Source organism: Shewanella sp. SP1S2-4, assembly GCF_031932075.1.
Lineage (GTDB): Bacteria > Pseudomonadota > Gammaproteobacteria > Enterobacterales > Shewanellaceae > Shewanella > Shewanella baltica.
This window is the reverse complement of the sequence record NZ_JAUOET010000025.1, coordinates 23,920-42,102: the sequence shown is the minus strand read 5'-3', so window position 1 is coordinate 42,102 and position 18,183 is coordinate 23,920. Positions and strand designations below refer to the sequence as shown.

16 protein-coding genes are annotated in these 18,183 nt (G+C 47.2%); 7 read left to right on the top strand and 9 right to left on the bottom strand.

The genetic code is table 11. The features are described from left to right. Positions 1-201: 201 nt before the first annotated feature. Positions 202-606: a DUF1801 domain-containing protein gene (locus Q4Q52_RS18055; protein WP_259573063.1), complete on the bottom strand. Its 405-nt coding sequence runs from the start codon at positions 604-606 to the stop codon at positions 202-204. A 242-nt stretch (positions 607-848) separates the two neighbouring features. Here Q4Q52_RS18055 and Q4Q52_RS18050 point away from each other — a divergent pair, with 242 nt between their 5' ends. The 3 genes from Q4Q52_RS18050 to Q4Q52_RS18040 all read left to right on the top strand — a co-directional run bounded on the left by Q4Q52_RS18050 (position 849) and on the right by Q4Q52_RS18040 (position 5,137). After that, the gene (locus Q4Q52_RS18050; protein WP_409373434.1) at positions 849-3,563 is read left to right on the top strand and encodes a TonB-dependent receptor; all 2,715 of its coding nucleotides are present in this window, start codon (positions 849-851) and stop codon (positions 3,561-3,563) included. 129 nt (positions 3,564-3,692) lie between these two features. After that, positions 3,693-4,358 (top strand): peptidase, encoded by a 666-nt coding sequence (locus tag Q4Q52_RS18045; protein ID WP_311905253.1) that lies wholly within the window; start codon positions 3,693-3,695, stop codon positions 4,356-4,358. Further along, complete coding sequence (locus Q4Q52_RS18040) at positions 4,355-5,137, top strand: PepSY domain-containing protein (protein ID WP_311991269.1); 783 nt, start codon at positions 4,355-4,357, stop codon at positions 5,135-5,137. The genes Q4Q52_RS18045 and Q4Q52_RS18040 overlap by 4 nt, the downstream gene beginning before the upstream one ends. A gap of 113 nt (positions 5,138-5,250) precedes the next feature. On the opposite strand, the gene Q4Q52_RS18035 is transcribed toward Q4Q52_RS18040, so the two are convergent. Continuing rightward, the gene (locus tag Q4Q52_RS18035; RefSeq protein WP_261272210.1) at positions 5,251-5,799 is read right to left on the bottom strand and encodes a DUF3332 domain-containing protein; all 549 of its coding nucleotides are present in this window, start codon (positions 5,797-5,799) and stop codon (positions 5,251-5,253) included. Between the two features lie 233 nt (positions 5,800-6,032). Continuing rightward, entirely contained in the window at positions 6,033-6,578 is a 546-nt protein-coding gene (locus Q4Q52_RS18030; protein WP_106651494.1) for a mechanosensitive ion channel family protein, read from the bottom strand. 106 nt (positions 6,579-6,684) lie between these two features. Between Q4Q52_RS18030 and Q4Q52_RS18025 the strand changes: the two genes are divergently transcribed. The 4 genes from Q4Q52_RS18025 (at position 6,685) to ahpF (ending at position 11,732) form a co-directional block, all read left to right on the top strand. Next, a complete protein-coding gene (locus Q4Q52_RS18025) occupies positions 6,685-7,428 on the top strand; it encodes a spermidine synthase (protein ID WP_311991277.1) in 744 nt (247 codons plus the stop codon). 89 nt (positions 7,429-7,517) lie between these two features. After that, a complete protein-coding gene (locus tag Q4Q52_RS18020) occupies positions 7,518-9,050 on the top strand; it encodes a leucyl aminopeptidase (RefSeq protein WP_311991268.1) in 1,533 nt (510 codons plus the stop codon). A 361-nt stretch (positions 9,051-9,411) separates the two neighbouring features. After that, positions 9,412-9,981, top strand: coding sequence for an alkyl hydroperoxide reductase subunit C (ahpC, locus tag Q4Q52_RS18015; RefSeq protein ID WP_063884140.1), 570 nt, complete (start codon positions 9,412-9,414; stop codon positions 9,979-9,981). Positions 9,982-10,145: 164 nt separating this feature from the next. Further along, complete coding sequence (gene ahpF, locus Q4Q52_RS18010) at positions 10,146-11,732, top strand: alkyl hydroperoxide reductase subunit F (RefSeq protein ID WP_311991267.1); 1,587 nt, start codon at positions 10,146-10,148, stop codon at positions 11,730-11,732. A gap of 261 nt (positions 11,733-11,993) precedes the next feature. Here the strand turns inward: ahpF and Q4Q52_RS18005 are convergent, their stop codons facing one another. From Q4Q52_RS18005 to brnQ, 6 genes are all read right to left on the bottom strand, one after another. After that, a complete protein-coding gene (locus Q4Q52_RS18005) occupies positions 11,994-12,236 on the bottom strand; it encodes a DUF4287 domain-containing protein (protein ID WP_311889764.1) in 243 nt (80 codons plus the stop codon). 52 nt (positions 12,237-12,288) lie between these two features. Then, positions 12,289-12,711 carry a GNAT family N-acetyltransferase gene (locus Q4Q52_RS18000; protein WP_311991266.1) on the bottom strand — a complete coding sequence of 141 codons (423 nt, stop codon included), beginning with the start codon at positions 12,709-12,711 and terminating at the stop codon, positions 12,289-12,291. Positions 12,712-12,795: 84 nt separating this feature from the next. Further along, positions 12,796-14,520, bottom strand: coding sequence for a single-stranded-DNA-specific exonuclease RecJ (recJ, locus tag Q4Q52_RS17995; protein ID WP_311991265.1), 1,725 nt, complete (start codon positions 14,518-14,520; stop codon positions 12,796-12,798). Positions 14,521-14,614: 94 nt separating this feature from the next. Then, on the bottom strand, positions 14,615-15,340 hold the full coding sequence (gene dsbC, locus Q4Q52_RS17990) for a bifunctional protein-disulfide isomerase/oxidoreductase DsbC (protein ID WP_311991264.1): 726 nt from the start codon (positions 15,338-15,340) through the stop codon (positions 14,615-14,617). 140 nt (positions 15,341-15,480) lie between these two features. Next, complete coding sequence (gene xerD / locus Q4Q52_RS17985) at positions 15,481-16,383, bottom strand: site-specific tyrosine recombinase XerD (RefSeq protein ID WP_006080351.1); 903 nt, start codon at positions 16,381-16,383, stop codon at positions 15,481-15,483. A 114-nt stretch (positions 16,384-16,497) separates the two neighbouring features. Further along, positions 16,498-17,910, bottom strand: coding sequence for a branched-chain amino acid transport system II carrier protein (gene brnQ, locus Q4Q52_RS17980; RefSeq protein WP_311991263.1), 1,413 nt, complete (start codon positions 17,908-17,910; stop codon positions 16,498-16,500). Positions 17,911-18,183: the final 273 nt, after the last annotated feature.

Genomic DNA, 18,183 nt, shown 5'->3' with positions numbered 1-18,183 from the left:
TACCACAAAAAGTCAGCAATCTTTAATTACATCGTTAAACCTTTATTGTATCGCTCAAATAGTGTGGCGGGTTGTCCAAAAAGACTTAACTCGCCGCACTATTTACGTTTAATAAACCACTAAAACACGCTCACTGAAACAAGCTATAACCTTAACAAACATTATGGCTTTAGTGATTCATCATCTTTTTATTTAATGAAACTAAGCACCTAGTAAAGGTAGATGTTTGATACTTTTGTATTTCAACGATAATTCAATACATTGGGAAATCGCGGATTCTGGCAAGGGATCATGGATACTTAACACTATGGCTCGATTCCCTTCAAACTGCAGCGCATGGGAATGTAGCTCTCGAAATGTATCAACCAGCTTAGTTTTACAATTAAAGAATAGGCAGTATTGTTCGGGATATTTTGGCTTCCAGTCAAATCTTACTGTACTGCCATTTTTAACTGAATAACTCGGCTCGCCCCATTTTAAGCTTTCTTCCACCGCACCTAAATCCTGCGCTTCAGCAATCGCAAAAACCAAAGTTCGGATCCGTAATAGCAAGGGTGTTATATGCTCAGGATAGCGTTCAAACTTGTTCTGCACTTGCGCTTGCATGCTCTTATCCTCCCATTTACACCATTCCGAATCATCATATCTGTAAAACAAAAAAACACGCTGCGGGCCCACATGGTTGAACTTCCAAACCTTTAGTGAGCGGCGATTATATCAGCACTTTATTATAAACTGCGCATTAGGGGTGTGACACAGTGTCGCAGGTCGTTGAGTTTTTATTGAGATACCCACTTAATCCTATATAAAACATACCATTATTTAAACAGACCTTTCATAGGCTTATTATGACCCGCTCCGCAGTAATGACTTCAATGGCAATATCCCTAGCCAGCATGGCCACTTTTTCAGGGTTAGCAGCCGAAGCCGAAACTGAAGCAATGTTGCCAGCATCTGCAATTAAACCTCAAGTATCGACTCCCACTACCATCGAAAGGATTGCCATTACAGGGAGTCGAATTCAAAGGGAAGAGATAGCTTCCACTGCGCCTATGACCGTTTTTACCGCGCAAGATATCGAGAAAACCGGTGCCACTTCAGTTGAAGTATTACTGCAAAGAATGACAGCCTCTGCGGGGTTTGCGGGTAATCAAACGAATGCCTATTGGACTGAAGGTGGCTATGGTTCAACCCAAGTTAATCTGCGTGGATTAGGGGTAAATCGCACACTCGTACTGCTCAATGGTCGACGTATGCTGAACAGTGGCACTGGGGCAAACTCCTCCGTAGATCTTAATACCATTCCCATTAGCGTGGTTGAACGAATCGAGGTATTAAAAGATGGTGCATCCGCCATTTATGGTGCCGACGCGGTTGCTGGCGTGGTCAATATCATCACTCGGCAGCAAATCGAAGGGGTTGAGTTTCAAGCACGAACTGGCATAACCGAGCAAAATGATGGTGAACAGTACAAGCTCGACCTTGCCCTCGGTCATGTCGGTGAGCGGGGCAGTGCATATGTGGCGATGAGTTACGATAAAACCCAAGCCGTCGATATGCTGAGTCGCGCGTCTTGTCCGCTTGAGGAAGTGAATGGTGAGCTAGTGTGTGGCGGTAGCTCGGCGCTTCCAGGAGGCAGAGGCCATTTCATTGATACCAATGGTAATCCAATCGGCGATCCGTTAATGCTTTTACCAACGGGAAGCACGCCATACACAAGTAGCCATAAAGACAATACTTATCAGTACTTTAATGCGGTTCAACCTAACGAGCGAGTCAATCTTTTTGCCTACGGTGAATATGACTTAACGGCAAGCAGCCAAGTGTTTGCTGAAGCTATGTACACTCGCCGTAGCTCACAATTACCCGCTTCTCCGCAATCGGTGTCAGGAATAGTCATTCCTGCATGGCATGAGTCAAACCCGACCGATGCAGACTTTCTGCTCCAGAGTCGTAGACTGGCAGAAGCTCCCCGACAATTTAATATTCAAGCGGATACTTGGCGCTTAGTGGCAGGTTTTAGAGGGGATTTAGACAACGGTTGGCAATGGGATGCTGCAGTTAACTTCGGCAGTAACCGTGGTTCCTATGAAGTGACCAATGTCATTAATAAGGCTCGTCTTGCCGAGGCGACAGACTATAGCAGTTGTCATCTTGATCCCAATGTCCCCTGCGCCGACTTTTGGGGAGCTGGCTCACTCACACCTGAAATGCTGGACTATTTCCTGTTTAATATGCGTGATAGCGGCGGCAATGAGCAGTTTAGCCTAACAACGAATATCACGGGCGATCTATGGCAGTTACCCGCGGGCATGATGAGTTTTGCTGCAGGACTAGAGCACAGAAACGAGAAAGGATGGAATGATCCAGACCCACTTAAAATCAGTGGTGAAGCAAACTCAGCTCAGCAAGATCCGATTGATGGTCGTTACACTGCCGACGAAATCTATCTTGAAACCTTGTTACCTATGTTAAGCGGCCTGCCCTTTGCCAAGTCGGTCGAATTAACTGCGGCGTTGCGATATTCCTATTTTGATACCTTCGGTGGCGATACCAATTATAAAATGGGGCTGCTGTGGGTCGTCAATGACGCAGTGACGCTGCGGGCCACCCAATCTACAGCATTCAGAGTACCGAATATTCCTGAGTTGTTTGGCGGCATAGATCAAGGCTCCATGAATACCACGGATCCTTGTAGCGAGTGGGCCAAGCTCGACCCTAGCTCGAATCGATACGCTAATTGTATGGTATCAAACGTGCCAACGAATTATAAACAAGAAGGCACAATATTAACCGACCGTGGTGGCAATGCTGAACTTGAACCAGAAGAAGCCAATACCTTTACAGCCGGTATTGTTTGGGATCTGGGGTTTATTGAAGGGCTCAATATCACGCTCGATTACTACAAAATTGAGATTGATAACGCCATTAACTCAGTCAATGGTTCGAGCAAATTAGCCGCCTGTTACGACAGCAAAGGGATGACACATCCTTTCTGTAGCGACGAACATTTTGTGCGAGACGCAATGACAGGCAACATCACCTATTTACAAACACAACTGGGCAACGCCGCCAACGAAGTGGTTTCAGGTGTTGATATGGCGATGTTTTACCAGAAAGAGATGGGCAACGTTGTGACAAATACGACTTGGGAGCTGAGCTATTTAGATCAATACGATCTGCAAACCTACGCCGGCGCCCCCGTTGAGTCTCGAGCAGGCACCATAGGTTATGATGGTAGCTACACCAAATGGCGCTCAAACCTCTATTTTGATGTCACTAATGACAATTGGCGCTTTAGCTACAACATTCAGTATATTGGCGCGGCGGATGATCAATATGCCAATGCCGCAGAGATAGGTGACTCAGTTGATGCGCTCACTTACCATAACGCACAGGTTCATTATCAAATGGACAACAATATTGCTTTCACAGCAGGTATCGATAATCTGTTCGACAAGCAAGCGCCATATCATCAAAGCTATACCGACGGTAATACCAACACTATGACGTACGACCTAATGGGACGTCGTTACTATGTCGGGATGAAATGGGTTCTGTAATGCTTTGGGCTTAAGGGGGCAATCCCCTTAAGCAAGCTGGCTAAATTAAATAAAAGGTGAGTCATCAATTTGAAGCGGGTTAACACACTTAAACGAGTCTCATCGGCACACTTTCTGCACCGATGGTTGATGCTATTGCTGGTACTGCCGATTGGGATCTGGTCAGTCACCGGCAGCTATTTTGTCTTAATGGATCTTGGGTTTATCCGTGGCGATCATATTAAAGTGCAAGACATAAAGCATATCGATCCCAGCCAGATCCATTACCCAATGGCAGCGGTTTATGAACGTTTCCCTAAGGCTCAAGCAATCGCGTTAACCTCAGTCACTGATACCCTATACTACCGGATTAAACTGAGCGATAAGTCCATTCTCGTGAACGCAGATTCGGGTGAGTTATTGCCTTCAATAACGGAGAAACAAGCCCGAATGATAGCTTCAAACTATCAGCATCACGGGTCTTTAGCCGTCGAGGCTAAGCTTATTAGTGCAACCCTGTACACCGATATCGCCCCTGCGGAATTAGCGCCGCGATACTTGCCCGTTTGGAGAATGGATTTTAACGATAGCGCAGCTACAAGCCTTTACCTATCAGCGACAACGGGAGAGTTAGTCACGCGTAGACATGACTATTGGCGTTTATTCGATCTCTTTTGGAAATGGCACATTATGGATTACGACGAAGGTGAAGCCATCGACAATCTTCTGCTGCTGACCACGGCTCTAATCTCTATTGTGGCTGTGTTAGCCGGCTTTGTTTTACTGTGGCAACGCAGAAGGAAGTATCTGAGATGATGCCGAAACTTAAATCTAAACATAAACCTAAACCTCACAGCAAACGCTTCAAACGCTGGGTCAAAATCGCCCACTATTGGCTCGGTGCCATAGTTAGCATTCAACTGCTACTTTGGCTGGTTACTGGGGTCTATTTCAATTTAACGCCCCATGATGAACTCAAGGGAATGGAGTACCAGCTGAGCCATCATCCTGAGCCGCAAAGGCAAGCGTTTGAGACACAAAAGCTCGTGGATATCGCCCCCTTGCTGGCGAAGCACACTCAGGTTGAAAGCCTGACATTAGTGGCGCTCGCAGGTCAACCCGTATATGTACTCGATGCCAAGGTGCAGCGCTATGCACACCAGTGCCAGCAGCAAACCTTGATTGATGCTTATACAGGCAATGTCTTACTCATTGATAAACAAAGCGCACAACAACTGGCGCTTGAAAGTTACACAGGGCCGGGCAAGATTACCCAAGTTAAGCAAATCTCAGCCCCCATTAGCGAATGGCCAACCCAGTGCAATTCACTGTGGCAAATACGTATGGATGATGACCTGTCGACGCGGATTTACATCAATGCGGTTAACGGTGAATTAGTTGGCCATAAAAATGACCACACAGATATCGCCGACTTGATGTTTAAATTGCACTTTATGGATTACCTCAATCAAGGCAGCTTCAACAACCCCTTTAGCTGGCTGCTGGGCATACTGACCTTGTTGCTATCCCTATCTGGCCTGTATTGGGTTGTTGAGAATCTGGTACTCAAGCGCTATCGAATTAGTATTGGTTAAATGGCTAAATACGGTCTTACATCGGCCTATGGAGAATAAAGCCCCTATTGAGGGGCTGGAATAAATTCGCTAATTTTGATACCCAATAACAAATTGGGCTTCAGCTAATCGCCTTATGCTGCAGGGTTTACCTCAGCATCCAGCAAACGACTTTCGCTATAGGCAACTAATTCTTGATTGCTAACACGGGTAATAAAAATATTATCAAGAAAAAAATCTACATCATCACCGGATTTACGGCCCGCTAATAACTGAGTGCTGCCGTCTTCATAGGCTAAGGTCATAGCGACGGTTTGTTCATCAGGATAGGTAATTTGTGCCTGTGTGAGTTTTACAGGGGCTGACTTTAGCTCATCACTTACATGGGGGTTAAGCTTGAAAATAGCATCGACGGGCATATCTACCACAGCAGGAGATTTATCGGTAATGGGATTTTTACCCGTCCAAAACTCGATAGTATTCACGATAAACAAATCGCCTGTAGCCGCAATGCCATAAATCGGGCTCAATAGAATAAACAGCCCAGCACGACCATAACGGTTATCCACTGCACTTAAATTTCCCTTAGTCACCATTTGGCTTAAACCCATTTGCCCCATACAGGCCGTTAATTGAGTCGTTAACACCGCCGCGATAGTCACAGCTAGAAGTTTAGATTTCATTGAATTCTCCCTTAAAAACAAAAGGGCGAAGTCTAAGCAGAGTGAATAACTAAACCGTGCGTTCAAGCACAGTATGAGGTAAAAAAACAGCGTGGCATGTAATAAAACCCCCTGTATTTGTTAGTAAACACTCAGTAAGCAAGCAAACATAATGAGAAGATAATAGGATTAAGAGCCCCGGCAATCACTCACAACAGTTTGATAATCAATGTAGCACTGCGCAGCTAGCCAAACTACTCAGGATCAAACTTCTTCTTGCCTTCGAGTAAAGCCTGACGTTCGGCTAAGGGAGTCTGATCGGCGAGCTTTAACACTGCCTTTTGCAGCATTAAGTTATTGGGATAAGTAATGGTATCGCCGTTATCGCGGTGGATTAGCACATGGAATAACGCGATTTCGATAATCACACCGCTAATATCTTCATCCTTATCCACGACTCGAATGCGCTCGCCGATACGGTAAGGAAACACGAAAAAGATCAGCACGCCAGCGGTTAAATTACTCAATATCGACCACTGGGCGACTAATGCCACGCCCATCACAGCGAAGGCGGATGACACAAATAGCGACACATCTTGATATCCCAGCCCGAGCGAGACCGCCATCAATGACAGAGTAATAAAAAACATCACATAAGAGATAAAACGAGTGACTAAACTGGTCCGCGCCACACTCACTTGCTTCATTTGCGCCAGTTTTCTCACCCAATGGGTTAAGGCGCGCTGTAAAAAGATAAACACTGCAAGATAAATACAGGCAAGCAGGATTTGATTTGTCATAATAGCGGCTCAATTAACTAAAACTGTCTGAATTCTAACTTTTTTGCGCGAGCAGTTATAGCCTGTGCAAGCTAGCCAAGCAGCGAAACCGAGTAATAAACCCAATATGGCCGATTCTACCCTCTTACATGAAACCCAAGACGCACTAGGCCCAATCCGCGTAATCGATTACGACGACTCACGGATCCTGTCCTTTGGGGACAACGACGAGCAGAGTAAAATCCTCAAGGCGGCGCCCCATATTCCCCAGCACACTTATGTGCAAGCCATGTTGTTGGTTTTACTGTTTTGTAAGCCCAAGAGCGCCATTGTCTTAGGCTTAGGTGGCGGCTCGATTATTCACTCTCTACGTAATTTCGACGCGGCAATAAAGTTAACGGCAGTGGAATTACGCCCCGCGGTGATTGAGTTAGCTAAGTGCTATTTTCAGCTGCCGATAGGTAAAAAGCTCAATCTTATCAATGATGATGCCATCGCCTTTTTAGCCGCAGGCGATCATAAAAAAGTCGATGTAATTTTTGCCGATATCTACACAGCCAAAGGTGTTGAAACCGGGCAGCTTTCACCAGTATTCCTTGAGCAATGCACTAACCTTATCAAACCCAACGGTTATTTAGTGCTGAACTGCTGGAAAGAACATAGCCAAAATCGCGAGTTGTTGGCTGACTTACAACAGCACTTTGCCCATGTGAATGCTTGCCTCACTGGTGGCGGTAATTGGGTGATATTTGCCAGCCAATCGCCACAACTTTTAGGCACCTCGGCCCTTAAAAGTCAGGCTCAAACTTTGTCGCAACAATTGGATTTTGCCCTTGAGCGATCACTGACACGCTTTGGGCCTTGGATTTAATATTAATATCAGCAAAATAGCTTAAATTAGTTAACCCTAAGGCTGAGCTTTGATATTCTTCTCACACTCCCATGATATGAGCTGTCACCATGAAAAATAAGCACAAATTTATGTTAAGCGTTATGGCTCTGGCGTGCCTTAACTCTCTCAATGCTAACGCCGAGATTTTTAGTTTTGACACTCGTAGCTCACTGAATTCAGATACATTAGTGCTATTCCAAAGCGCTGATGCTACCACCTATGGGATCGATTTTTTACCTCAGTCGACCCAAGACCAATTAAACCTAGCGACGGCAGATAACAGCTTTTCCGGCAAGCAAGGTGAAATCCTCGAGATTTTAGTGCCGAGCGAAATCGATGCTAAGCGGGTCTTACTGGTCGGCATTGGCGATGCAAAAACCCTAACGCCCGGTGATATCAATACAATCGGTGGTAATGTTGCAGCCAAACTCGATACGGTTCCCCAAGCTACAGTACGCGTACTCACCCAAGGTTTAACGGCCGCGCCACTATTTGCCTCAGAGCTGGCTCACGGTATTGAACTGCGCAGCTATCGTTACACTCAGTTCAAGGCGAGTACCCATGCCGAGAAGAACTACCAAATCGCCGTCGATGATTTAAGTGGCAACCAGAAACACCATAAAAACCTGCAAGCGGTTGAAGCTGGCGTGTTTTTAGCGCGCGATCTCACCAACGCACCCGCAGGCATTATGTATCCCGACAGCTTTGCCAATGAGGCGAGAAAACTCAAATCCCTCGGCGTTAAAGTCACAGTATTAGAAGCCAAAGATATCGAACGCCTACAACTTGGCGCCTTGGCGGCAGTAGGTAAAGGCAGCGAACGCCCACCTAAGTTAGTGGTGGCCCATTGGCCGGGCAGCAAAGACGCGCCAATCGCGCTGGTCGGTAAAGGTATCACCTTCGACTCAGGCGGTTACAACATTAAGGCGACAGGCACTTCAATCGCGCGGATGAAGTCAGACATGGCGGGCGCAGCCACTGTGCTTGGCACCATTAAAGCCATGGCACTCCAAAAGGCGCCAGTCAACCTAGTCGCGATTATGCCGATGGCGGAGAACATGATCTCTGGCCACGCGATGATCCCAGGGGATGTGATTAAAACTGCCCAAGGGCTCACCGTTGAAGTGCTCAATACCGATGCCGAAGGTCGCTTAGTACTGGCCGATGGCCTCTGGTATGCCAGAGAAAACTATAAGCCTTCCATCATAGTGGATGTCGCGACCTTAACGGGATCTAAAGTCGGCGCACTCGGCAGCGTATATGCGGGATTGTTTACCGACTCAGAAACCTTGGTTCAGCAGTTAACCTATGCGGGACAACAGGTTGGCGAGAAAGTGTGGCGTCTACCCTTAGATCAAGCCTACGATGATGAGCTTAAGTCCACGATCGCGGATCTGAAAAACACCGGTAAAGAAGGTAGCGCGGGCGCTTCCTCTGCGGCCATGTTCTTAAAACGCTTTGCGGGCGAACAGCCTTGGGCACATCTCGATATCGCGGGCAACGCCTTAACCGCCACCGATACCGCCGTTGTGCCTGCGGGCGCCACAGGTTACGGCGTGCGCTTGCTCAGCACTTGGTTAACTCAGCCTAAAGCTAAATAATCACGGCTCACTTGCCGAACACCTCGGCATTCGCAACGCGGCCTTGTTTTAATTGAATTTATATTTAAGGGATATCATTGATATCCCTTTTTTATGCCTGAGATTTAGCTCAACCTATCCACTGAAAAGTCATCGCATACAATCCAGATCCAACCCCAATCACACCAAGTCCGCAGCAGCTGTGGAAAAACCGATTGAGTCCGACCGAATCGCATTTGCATTCGATTAAATCGATTAGGATAATAGCTTTTATCCGTTATCTTAATTTTAAGCGAGTCGGTAATATGCTTCACATCGACAGGACGCAAGCAAATGTCCTCGTTATGAACTTAAGCAATCATCAACTAAATGGAAGCATAAAATGACTCAATCAATTATCAACAGCACAATCAAACCATTCAAAGCCACTGCCTATCACAATGGTGAGTTCGTTCCAGTAACGGAACAAGACCTGTTGGGTAAATGGTCAGTTGTGTTCTTCTACCCAGCAGATTTTACCTTTGTTTGCCCAACTGAATTAGGCGACATGGCTGATCACTATGAAAAACTGCAAGGCATGGGTGTTGAAGTTTACTCAGTATCAACTGACACTCACTTCACTCACAAAGCGTGGCATGACACGTCAGACACCATCAAGAAGATCAACTTCCCAATGCTGGCTGACCCAACAGGCACTATCAGCCGTAACTTCGGCGTGATGATTGAAGAAGACGGTTTAGCACTACGTGGTACTTTTGTGATTAACCCAGAAGGCCAAATCAAGGTCAGCGAAGTTCACGATTTAGGCATCGGTCGTAGCGCTCAAGAGCTAGTTCGTAAAATTCAAGCAGCTCAATATGTTGCGACTCACGATGGTGAAGTTTGCCCAGCTAAATGGCAACCAGGTGACGACACATTAGCACCGTCTTTAGACCTAGTTGGCAAAATCTAATTTAGCCTGCAAAGCGTCAACCCCGCCAGTCTAGCGTCCCAAGCTGATTGGCGTTACAACCAACACAGTTGTAGCGCCACGCAGCAAAGGATTGAGCCCGCCCCCTGCAAGGGCCTAGACTGGCCCCCTTACCTCTCCCTTTTACGCGATTTTGGAGTCATCACATGTTAGATGCGAATTTAAAAAATCAACTGCAAACCTATCTGCAAAACCTCAAGAGACCAGTTGAACTTGTCGTGTCTGCAGATGAGAGCAAAAAGTCTCAAGAATTAAAAAGCTTAGCGCAAGACATTGTCAGCTTATCTTCTCTGGTGAGCCTGAAAGAAACTCAGGGCGAACGCACCCCGGCGATGACAGTGATTAACCCAGAGCTTAATACGCAAATCAGCTTTGCGGGTCTGCCTATGGGTCACGAATTTACCTCACTTGTGTTGGCTTTACTGCACACGGGTGGACACCCAATCAAACTCAGCGATGACATTATCGAGCAGATCCGCAATCTGCCGGGCAAATATGCCTTTGAAACCTATGTCTCACTGACCTGCCAAAACTGCCCAGACGTAGTACAGGCACTGAACATGATGGCGGCGATTAACCCGAATATCACCAACGTGATGATCGACGGCGCCCTGTTTCAAGAAGAAGTTGCGAGCCGTAACATTATGGCCGTGCCTTCTGTCTACTTAAATGGCGAAGTGTTTGCTGCTGGCCGTATCAGCATTGGCGAGATTTTAAATAAGTTGGATACCAATGCCGCAAGCCGCAAGGCCGATGAAATCAATGAAAAAGCCCCATTCGAAGTTTTAGTGGTGGGTGGCGGCCCAGCCGGCGCAGCGGCCGCTATTTATGCAGCACGTAAAGGCCTTCGCACTGGTATTGTTGCCGATAAATTTGGCGGCCAAGTCGCTGAAACGGTTGGTATCGAGAACTTTATTTCGGTCAAAGCGACCGAAGGTCCGAAGCTAGTGGCAAACCTTGAAGCCCATGTACGAGACTACGAAGTCGACATAATGGACAACCAAAAAGCCGTGTCGTTAGGCACAGATGGCTTGTTCGAGCTTGAACTGGCTAGCGGCGCTAAATTACGAAGCCGCACCGTATTGTTAGCCACAGGGGCACGCTGGCGTGAAATGAACGTCACCGGCGAGAAAGAATACCGCGGCAAAGGTGTCGCTTACTGCCCACATTGCGATGGCCCGTTATTTAAAGGCAAACGTGTGGCGGTGATTGGCGGCGGTAACTCAGGTATCGAAGCAGCTATCGACCTTGCCAACATAGTAGAACATGTCACTGTGCTAGAGTTTGATAAAACCCTACGCGCCGACGATGTGCTGCAACGTAAAGCAGCGTCTATGGGTAACATCAAAATTATTACCCAAGCCATGACCACAGAAGTGACTGGCGATGGCACTCGGGTTAATGGCCTAAACTACACCGACAGAGCCACTGGCGAGAGTCACCATGTCGCACTAGCAGGTATCTTCGTACAGATTGGGCTAGTGCCGAATACCGAGTGGCTAAAAGGTGTGGTTGAACTGACGCCACGTGGGGAAATCGTTGTTGATACCCGTGGTCAAACATCCATCCCTGGAGTATTTGCGGCAGGCGATGTCACTGACACGCCGTTTAAGCAAATTATCATTGCCATGGGCAGCGGCGCGAGTGCATCACTGGGCGCATTTGATTACTTAATTCGTCACAGCGATGAAGAAATCGCCGAGACGAAAACCACAGATACGAAAGCGGCCTAATCGTTAAAAATTAACCGCATAAGCTAAGAAGCCAGCGCAAGCTGGCTTCTTGTTTTTAATAGGATTTATTCGAGTCTTGTGAGTTTATCGAACGCTTTAAACTATGGTACAAACAGGCAAATCCCATGGTTGAAAGCAACAAGATTAAGCAAAGCAGCCTCACCCAAGGCACTTGCCCATCAAGTAACCAATTAAGAAAGGCAGACGAAACAGAAAAACTGGCAAGATAGGCATATTGTAATTGTGTCATGCTAGGTACCGCTATCGACTTTTTTCGTTAATAAAATACGCCACCAGCGCATTGGCATGCCCATGACCGAGTTGATGATCACTCTTAAGCCAAGCCACCATTTCCATATGTTTTTTACCTTCGAGACCTTGCAATAACGTTAGCCAGTGGGCAATCGGCTGACCATAGGTTTTCTCGATAGAAGGGAAATAAGATGCGGGACCTTTCACTTTTACGCTATCGGCTACTGTCGTTGGGTGAGTTTTTCCTGTCATAACAGATGCCCTTATCTTGATATTTATAGAATTTACGTCAATAAAATCTAGCCTAAAGGTAGGGATTCTCTAACCGAATTTGCATTAAGGTTTCAGGCGTATCGACCGCGTTGAAACCAAACTGGGCGTAGAGTCCATGGGCGTCGCGGGTGGCGAGCATTATCCGCCTTAATCCCTGTAAATCAGGATGTTCCATAATTGATGTCATCATCAACTTGCTTAAGCCTAAGCCACGGTGCGACTCAAGTACAAACACATCGGCAAGGTAGGCAAAGGTGGCTTTATCTGTGATTAAGCGGCCAAAAGCCACTTGTTTAGCTTCACTATCAAGCACAGCAAAACACAGGCTATTGGTTAACGCTTTACGCAACAATGCCTTTGGCATGCCCTGCGCCCAATAGCTGTTACTGATAAAACCATGAATAACCTCAAAATCCATTTCCGCTTGATCACAACTCACACTATATGTCGGCATGACTCAATTCTCTTTTTATCCCCAATTAAGTGCAGCATTTGGCATTCAAGACCTAGGCTATAACCACGTTATCTATTACTGCAACTACATGGCTTCGATTTGCTCAACCATGAGTTGCAGCGAGAAATTACCGCGATACTCATTCACATCAAGCTTATAAACGATACGGGCATGGTGAATGGTCGCATCGGGCCAAGTTTGTAAATCCACATTAAAAGCAATCGCATCGAGCATCACAGTGCCGCACTGGGTTTCAAGCACGAGTTTAAGGTGGCGCTCACCGACTATCCGCTGCTGGATAACCTTAAAATAGCCATCGAACAACGGCTCCTCGAAGGCTTGCCCCCAAGGCCCGGCATTACGCAGTAACTGGGCCATCTCAAGATTCAGTTCTGTGGGAGTGAGTTCACCATCGGACCACAGCTCGCCGGTTAGCAGTTCAGGTTTGAGTAGTTCACGTACGCTGTCATCGTAGGCTTTAGCAAAGGTCGCAAAACTGCCCGCTTTGAGTGACAAGCCCGCCGCCATCGCATGACCGCCAAACTTGATAATCAATCCTGGGTGGCGCGTGTTGACCAGCTCCAGCAAGTCGCGCATGTGCAAGCCTTTGATTGAACGCGCCGAGCCTTTAATTTCGTTATTGCCCGCGTCGGCAAAGGCGATCACGGGTCTATGGTATTTGTCTTTAATGCGCGAGGCCAGAATACCAATGACGCCTTGGTGCCAATCTTCTTGAAATAGCGCGATCCCCCAAGGTAACTCGTCTTCGTTGAGCTTTAACTGCTCAAGGCTTTTTAAGGCTTCCTGCTGCATGCCAACTTCCAGCTCACGACGCTCTTGGTTTAACCCATCGAGCTCGGCCGCCATACGCCGCGCGTACATCATGTCTTCACAGAGTAAGGTTTCGACCCCAAGCGCCATTTCATCGAGCCGGCCTGCGGCATTAAGCCTTGGGCCCACGGCAAAACCAAAGTCGGATGCAACAATACGCGCAGGATTTCGCTTCGCCACTTCAAGCAGTGCGGTAATCCCCACACGGCAACGACCCGCTCGCACGCGCTGCAAACCTGCTTCGACTAAAATGCGATTATTGGCATCCAGCGATACCACATCGGCAACGGTGCCGAGGGCGACGATATCGAGCAGCGTGCCGAGATTAGGCTCAGCAATAGCGCGAGTTTGATACCAGTTTCGCGTTCGCAGCTCAGCCCTTAATGCTGTCATCAAATAAAAGGCCACACCGACACCGGCAATCGATTTACTGGCAAAGGGGCAACCCGGTTGATTCGGATTCACTATCGCATCGGCAGCGGGCAACTCGTGTCCGGGTAAATGATGGTCGGTAATCACCACTTGCATACCAAAGGCTTTGGCTGCGGCAACACCATCAATCGATGAAATGCCGTTATCGACAGTGATCAGCATTTCAGCCTGTTTAGACGCCGCAACCGCAACAATTTCAGGGCTTAAGCCGTAGCCGTAATCGAAGCGATTGGGGATCAAATAATCCACTTTCACCGCCCCCATCATCCGTAGCGCCAGCATACAAACGCTGGTCGATGTGGCGCCATCGGCATCAAAATCACCGACGATCAGAATCGACTTATTCGCCTGCATGGCATCGGCAATAAGCGCCGCAGCTTCGGGCAAGCCTTTCATGGTTTCAGGCCTTAATAGACCCTTAAGGACAAGTTCGCATTCGTGGGTGAGCGCACCGCGGCGAGCGTAAAGCTGCTTCAATAGCGGCGAAAGATGAGCAGGTAAATGGCTATCATCAACGGTTGGGCGACGGACTATCTTATGGATCAAGGGACTCAAACTCTCATGAAATCGTGGCGATAAGATAACAAAAAGGTGAGCCTTAAGCTCACCTTTAGTGGGATAAATCTGATTATTTTGACTGTTACTGACGTGCTTCTAAGGTGCGTAATAAGTCCGCAGGAGGTTGATAACCTGGGATCATATTGCCATCTTCTAACACAATTGCCGGCGTACCATTCACCCCAAAGGTGGTGCCTAAAGCATATTGCTCAGCAATTTTTGCATCACAGGTGGCGGCAGATACTTTTTGGCCAGCTTTAGCGTCTGTCATGGCTTTTAATGGATCTTTAGCGCACCAGATAGCCTGCATTTCGTCGGCGTTAGCTGACGGCACACCCGCACGCGGGAAAGCCAAGTAACGTACGGTAATGCCAAGCTTGTTGTAATCAGCCATTTGGCTGTGCAATTTACGGCAATAACCACAGCTGACGTCGGTAAATACAGTGACCACGTGTTTTTCATTTTTCGCTTTATAGACAAGCATATTATCTTCAAGCGGCTTCATCATTTCTAAACGTGGGCCAGCTAATGCTGCTTCCGTTAAGTTTTTCATGCCTTTATCTAGGTCATACAAACTGCCGTGGAACAGTTTTGATCCATCACGACTAATATAGAGCACGCCGCGGTTGGTCATGGCTTGATATAAACCCTCAATCGGCGAATCCTGCATAGAAATGACTTCAACATCCAACATCTCCGTCAGTTTTTGCTTAATAGCAGCGGTATCTGGCGAGGTCGCTGTTGCGGCGTGAGCAAGAGGAGCTACAACAAGGGCAAAAATTAAAGATAATGCTCGGGTTAACTTCATGGGACATCCTATAAATTGGGTCTCGACGAGGAGATTTTGAGGTCGTTCAAACGCGATATACTTAATAGACCCCGTATGGTGGCAAAAAGTTACAGACAAGCCGCGCGGAAAGCAAATTTATGCTGTAACTAAATCCTTTTTCAGCCTCTTGGATGATGCTGTTGATGCAATTCCTGCAACCTTGCCCGCGCCACATGGGTATAAATCTGCGTGGTCGACAGGTCGCTATGGCCTAACAGCAATTGCACTACCCGCAGATCGGCACCGTGATTAAGCAAATGGGTAGCAAAAGCATGGCGCAATGTGTGCGGTGATAATGCGGTTTCAATCCCAGCACGCAGGGCATACAGCTTAATCCGATGCCAAAAGGTTTGCCGCGTCATCATCTGCCCGCGTTTTGACGGAAACACCACATCGGACTGTTTATTGCCGAGCAACTCTTGGCGCGCAAACTTCATGTAGCTCTCAACTTCGGTAATCGCTAATTCACCCAGCGGCACAAGACGCTCTTTGCCGCCCTTACCCACAATGCGTACTAAGCCTTGGCGCAGGCTCATCTGTTCCATCGTCAAGCCAACGAGCTCGCTCACCCTCAAGCCTGTCGCATACAAAAGCTCTAGCATGGCTTTGTCACGACATTCGACGGCATCTTCCACATTGGGCTCAGACAACAAGCGATCGACCTGTGATTCACTCAATGAATCCGGCAAATGGCGGGTTAATTTAGGCGACTCAACTAGGGCCATAGGATCGGCTGAAATCTGTTTGGTCTGCACTAAATAGGTATAGAAACGCCGTAAACTGCTGAGCAGCCGAGCGCTACTGGTGCGCGCAAAATCCTGCTCGACTCTAAAGGCTAAATACGCTCTGACATCGGCCTGAGAAACCGCAAGCAGCGTTACCCCTTGCTGAGCTTGATAACGATCAAAATGGCGCAGATCGGTGCGATAGGCCGATAAGGTGTTGTCACTCAGTCCCTTGCTCGACCAGAGATCATCAAGAAAAACATCAATGAGCGGATCGGGCTGATATGTCTTAGGCACAAAAACTCCATAAAAAAACGGCGTCATCAAATGATACGCCGTTGATATTAACTTAACTAGATTTAAGCCTACATCAGCTTAACTGAGTCCCGCGTAAAAACGCGAGTACAAGGCTTAAGCAGCAGCCGTTTGATCACGACCACGACCAAACACTAAACACAGTACTATGGTTGCAATCGTTGGCAGTAACCAAGCCATGCCTTCTTCATAGAGTGGCAGCTTAGATAACACGGGAGACATCATATCCACGACATGGATAAAGCCCTGCGCTAAGCCATTCACCGCTTGACCATCAGCGTCAGTCAAACCTTTCGCTGCCACTTTAAGACCATCGAAGATGCCGAAAAACAGTGCCACGCTCAGTACTGCACGATGTGCAAACTGTGGATTCGCAAAATAAGCGGTCAGGAAAGTCACAACCACAAGAGCAATAGCCACAGGATAAATCGTCATTAATACGGGAATACTAATAGCAATCAACTGACTTAGGCCCACGTTAGCAATCACAGCACAAATCACGCTTAAGAAGATCACCAGGAAACGGTAAGACAGTTTAGGCATTAGCTCATTGAAGAACTCAGAACATGCACTCACAAGGCCAACCGCTGTGGTTAAACAAGCTAAGGTCACGACCGATGACAACAAGACTGAGCCTAAATCACCAAATTCACGGGTCACATAGTTCGTTAAAATCTCGCCGCCATTTTTAGCACCGATGGCGATATCGCCTGCGGTCGCACCTAAAAAGAACAGCGACACATACACAAAGGCTAAACCAGCAGCAGCAATAAAGGCGGCGCGGATCAGATATTTAGTTTGAGCACTCGGTTGATCAATCCCCTTTTTGCGCAGGATATCGATAATCAGCATACCAAACATCAAGGACGCTAACGTATCCATAGTGTTGTAGCCTTCCAAAATACCTTTGGTCAGCGGATGGTTTTGATAATCGCCTACGGCTTGGCCCACTTCGGATGCGGGTAAAAACATCACAGATGCTGCTAATCCAACCAACAAGATCAATAAAATAGGCGTTAATACTTTACCTACACTATCGAGCAGCTTGCCAGGGAAAAGCGCCAATAACATAGTCACAGTGAAGAAACACATGGTGTATAGCAGTTGCGACAGATTCAGTTCTAAACTGCCCAGTAAAAATGTGGCCGTGGTGTCATCGATAAAGGGCTTAGCGCCAATCTCGTAAGCCACTAAACCGGTACGCGGCGCAGCAAACGCAGGGCCGATAATGATATAAATCGCGATAGCCAATGTCGTTGCTGCAAATACTGGCAGCATAGCCATAACCTTACCTTGAGCCTTAGCGACAGCAATCAGTCCAACTAAAGGTAAACCTACGGCGGTAATCAAAAAACCCAACATGGCGAGGGGCATATTACCACCCGCTAACATTCCCGCGAACGGTGGAAAAATTAGGTTACCTGCCCCTAAAAAGAATGCGAAGGTCATAAAACCTAAGCCCAATGTATCTGCGATACTCATCTGATTGTCTTGCACTGAAAGCCCCATCTTGTCTTATTGTTTTTTTACAAACTTAAGTGATTATGTGTCGATTAGCCATAGCTAAAACAAAGCCCATCCGGAGTGCAAATCTTTGTTTACACAATTCCGTGGTAAATATGTTCGATATCTGTCGAGTTTATAATCTATGACAAACTTTTGCGCAGCCGCACTGACTACTAATTCACCACCAAACTCGTTTACCTATCCGTTAATCATAAAAGTGATTAAAAATGGGGGCGAAACTAATACCAGACTTAAAGCACCAATACAAGACAACAA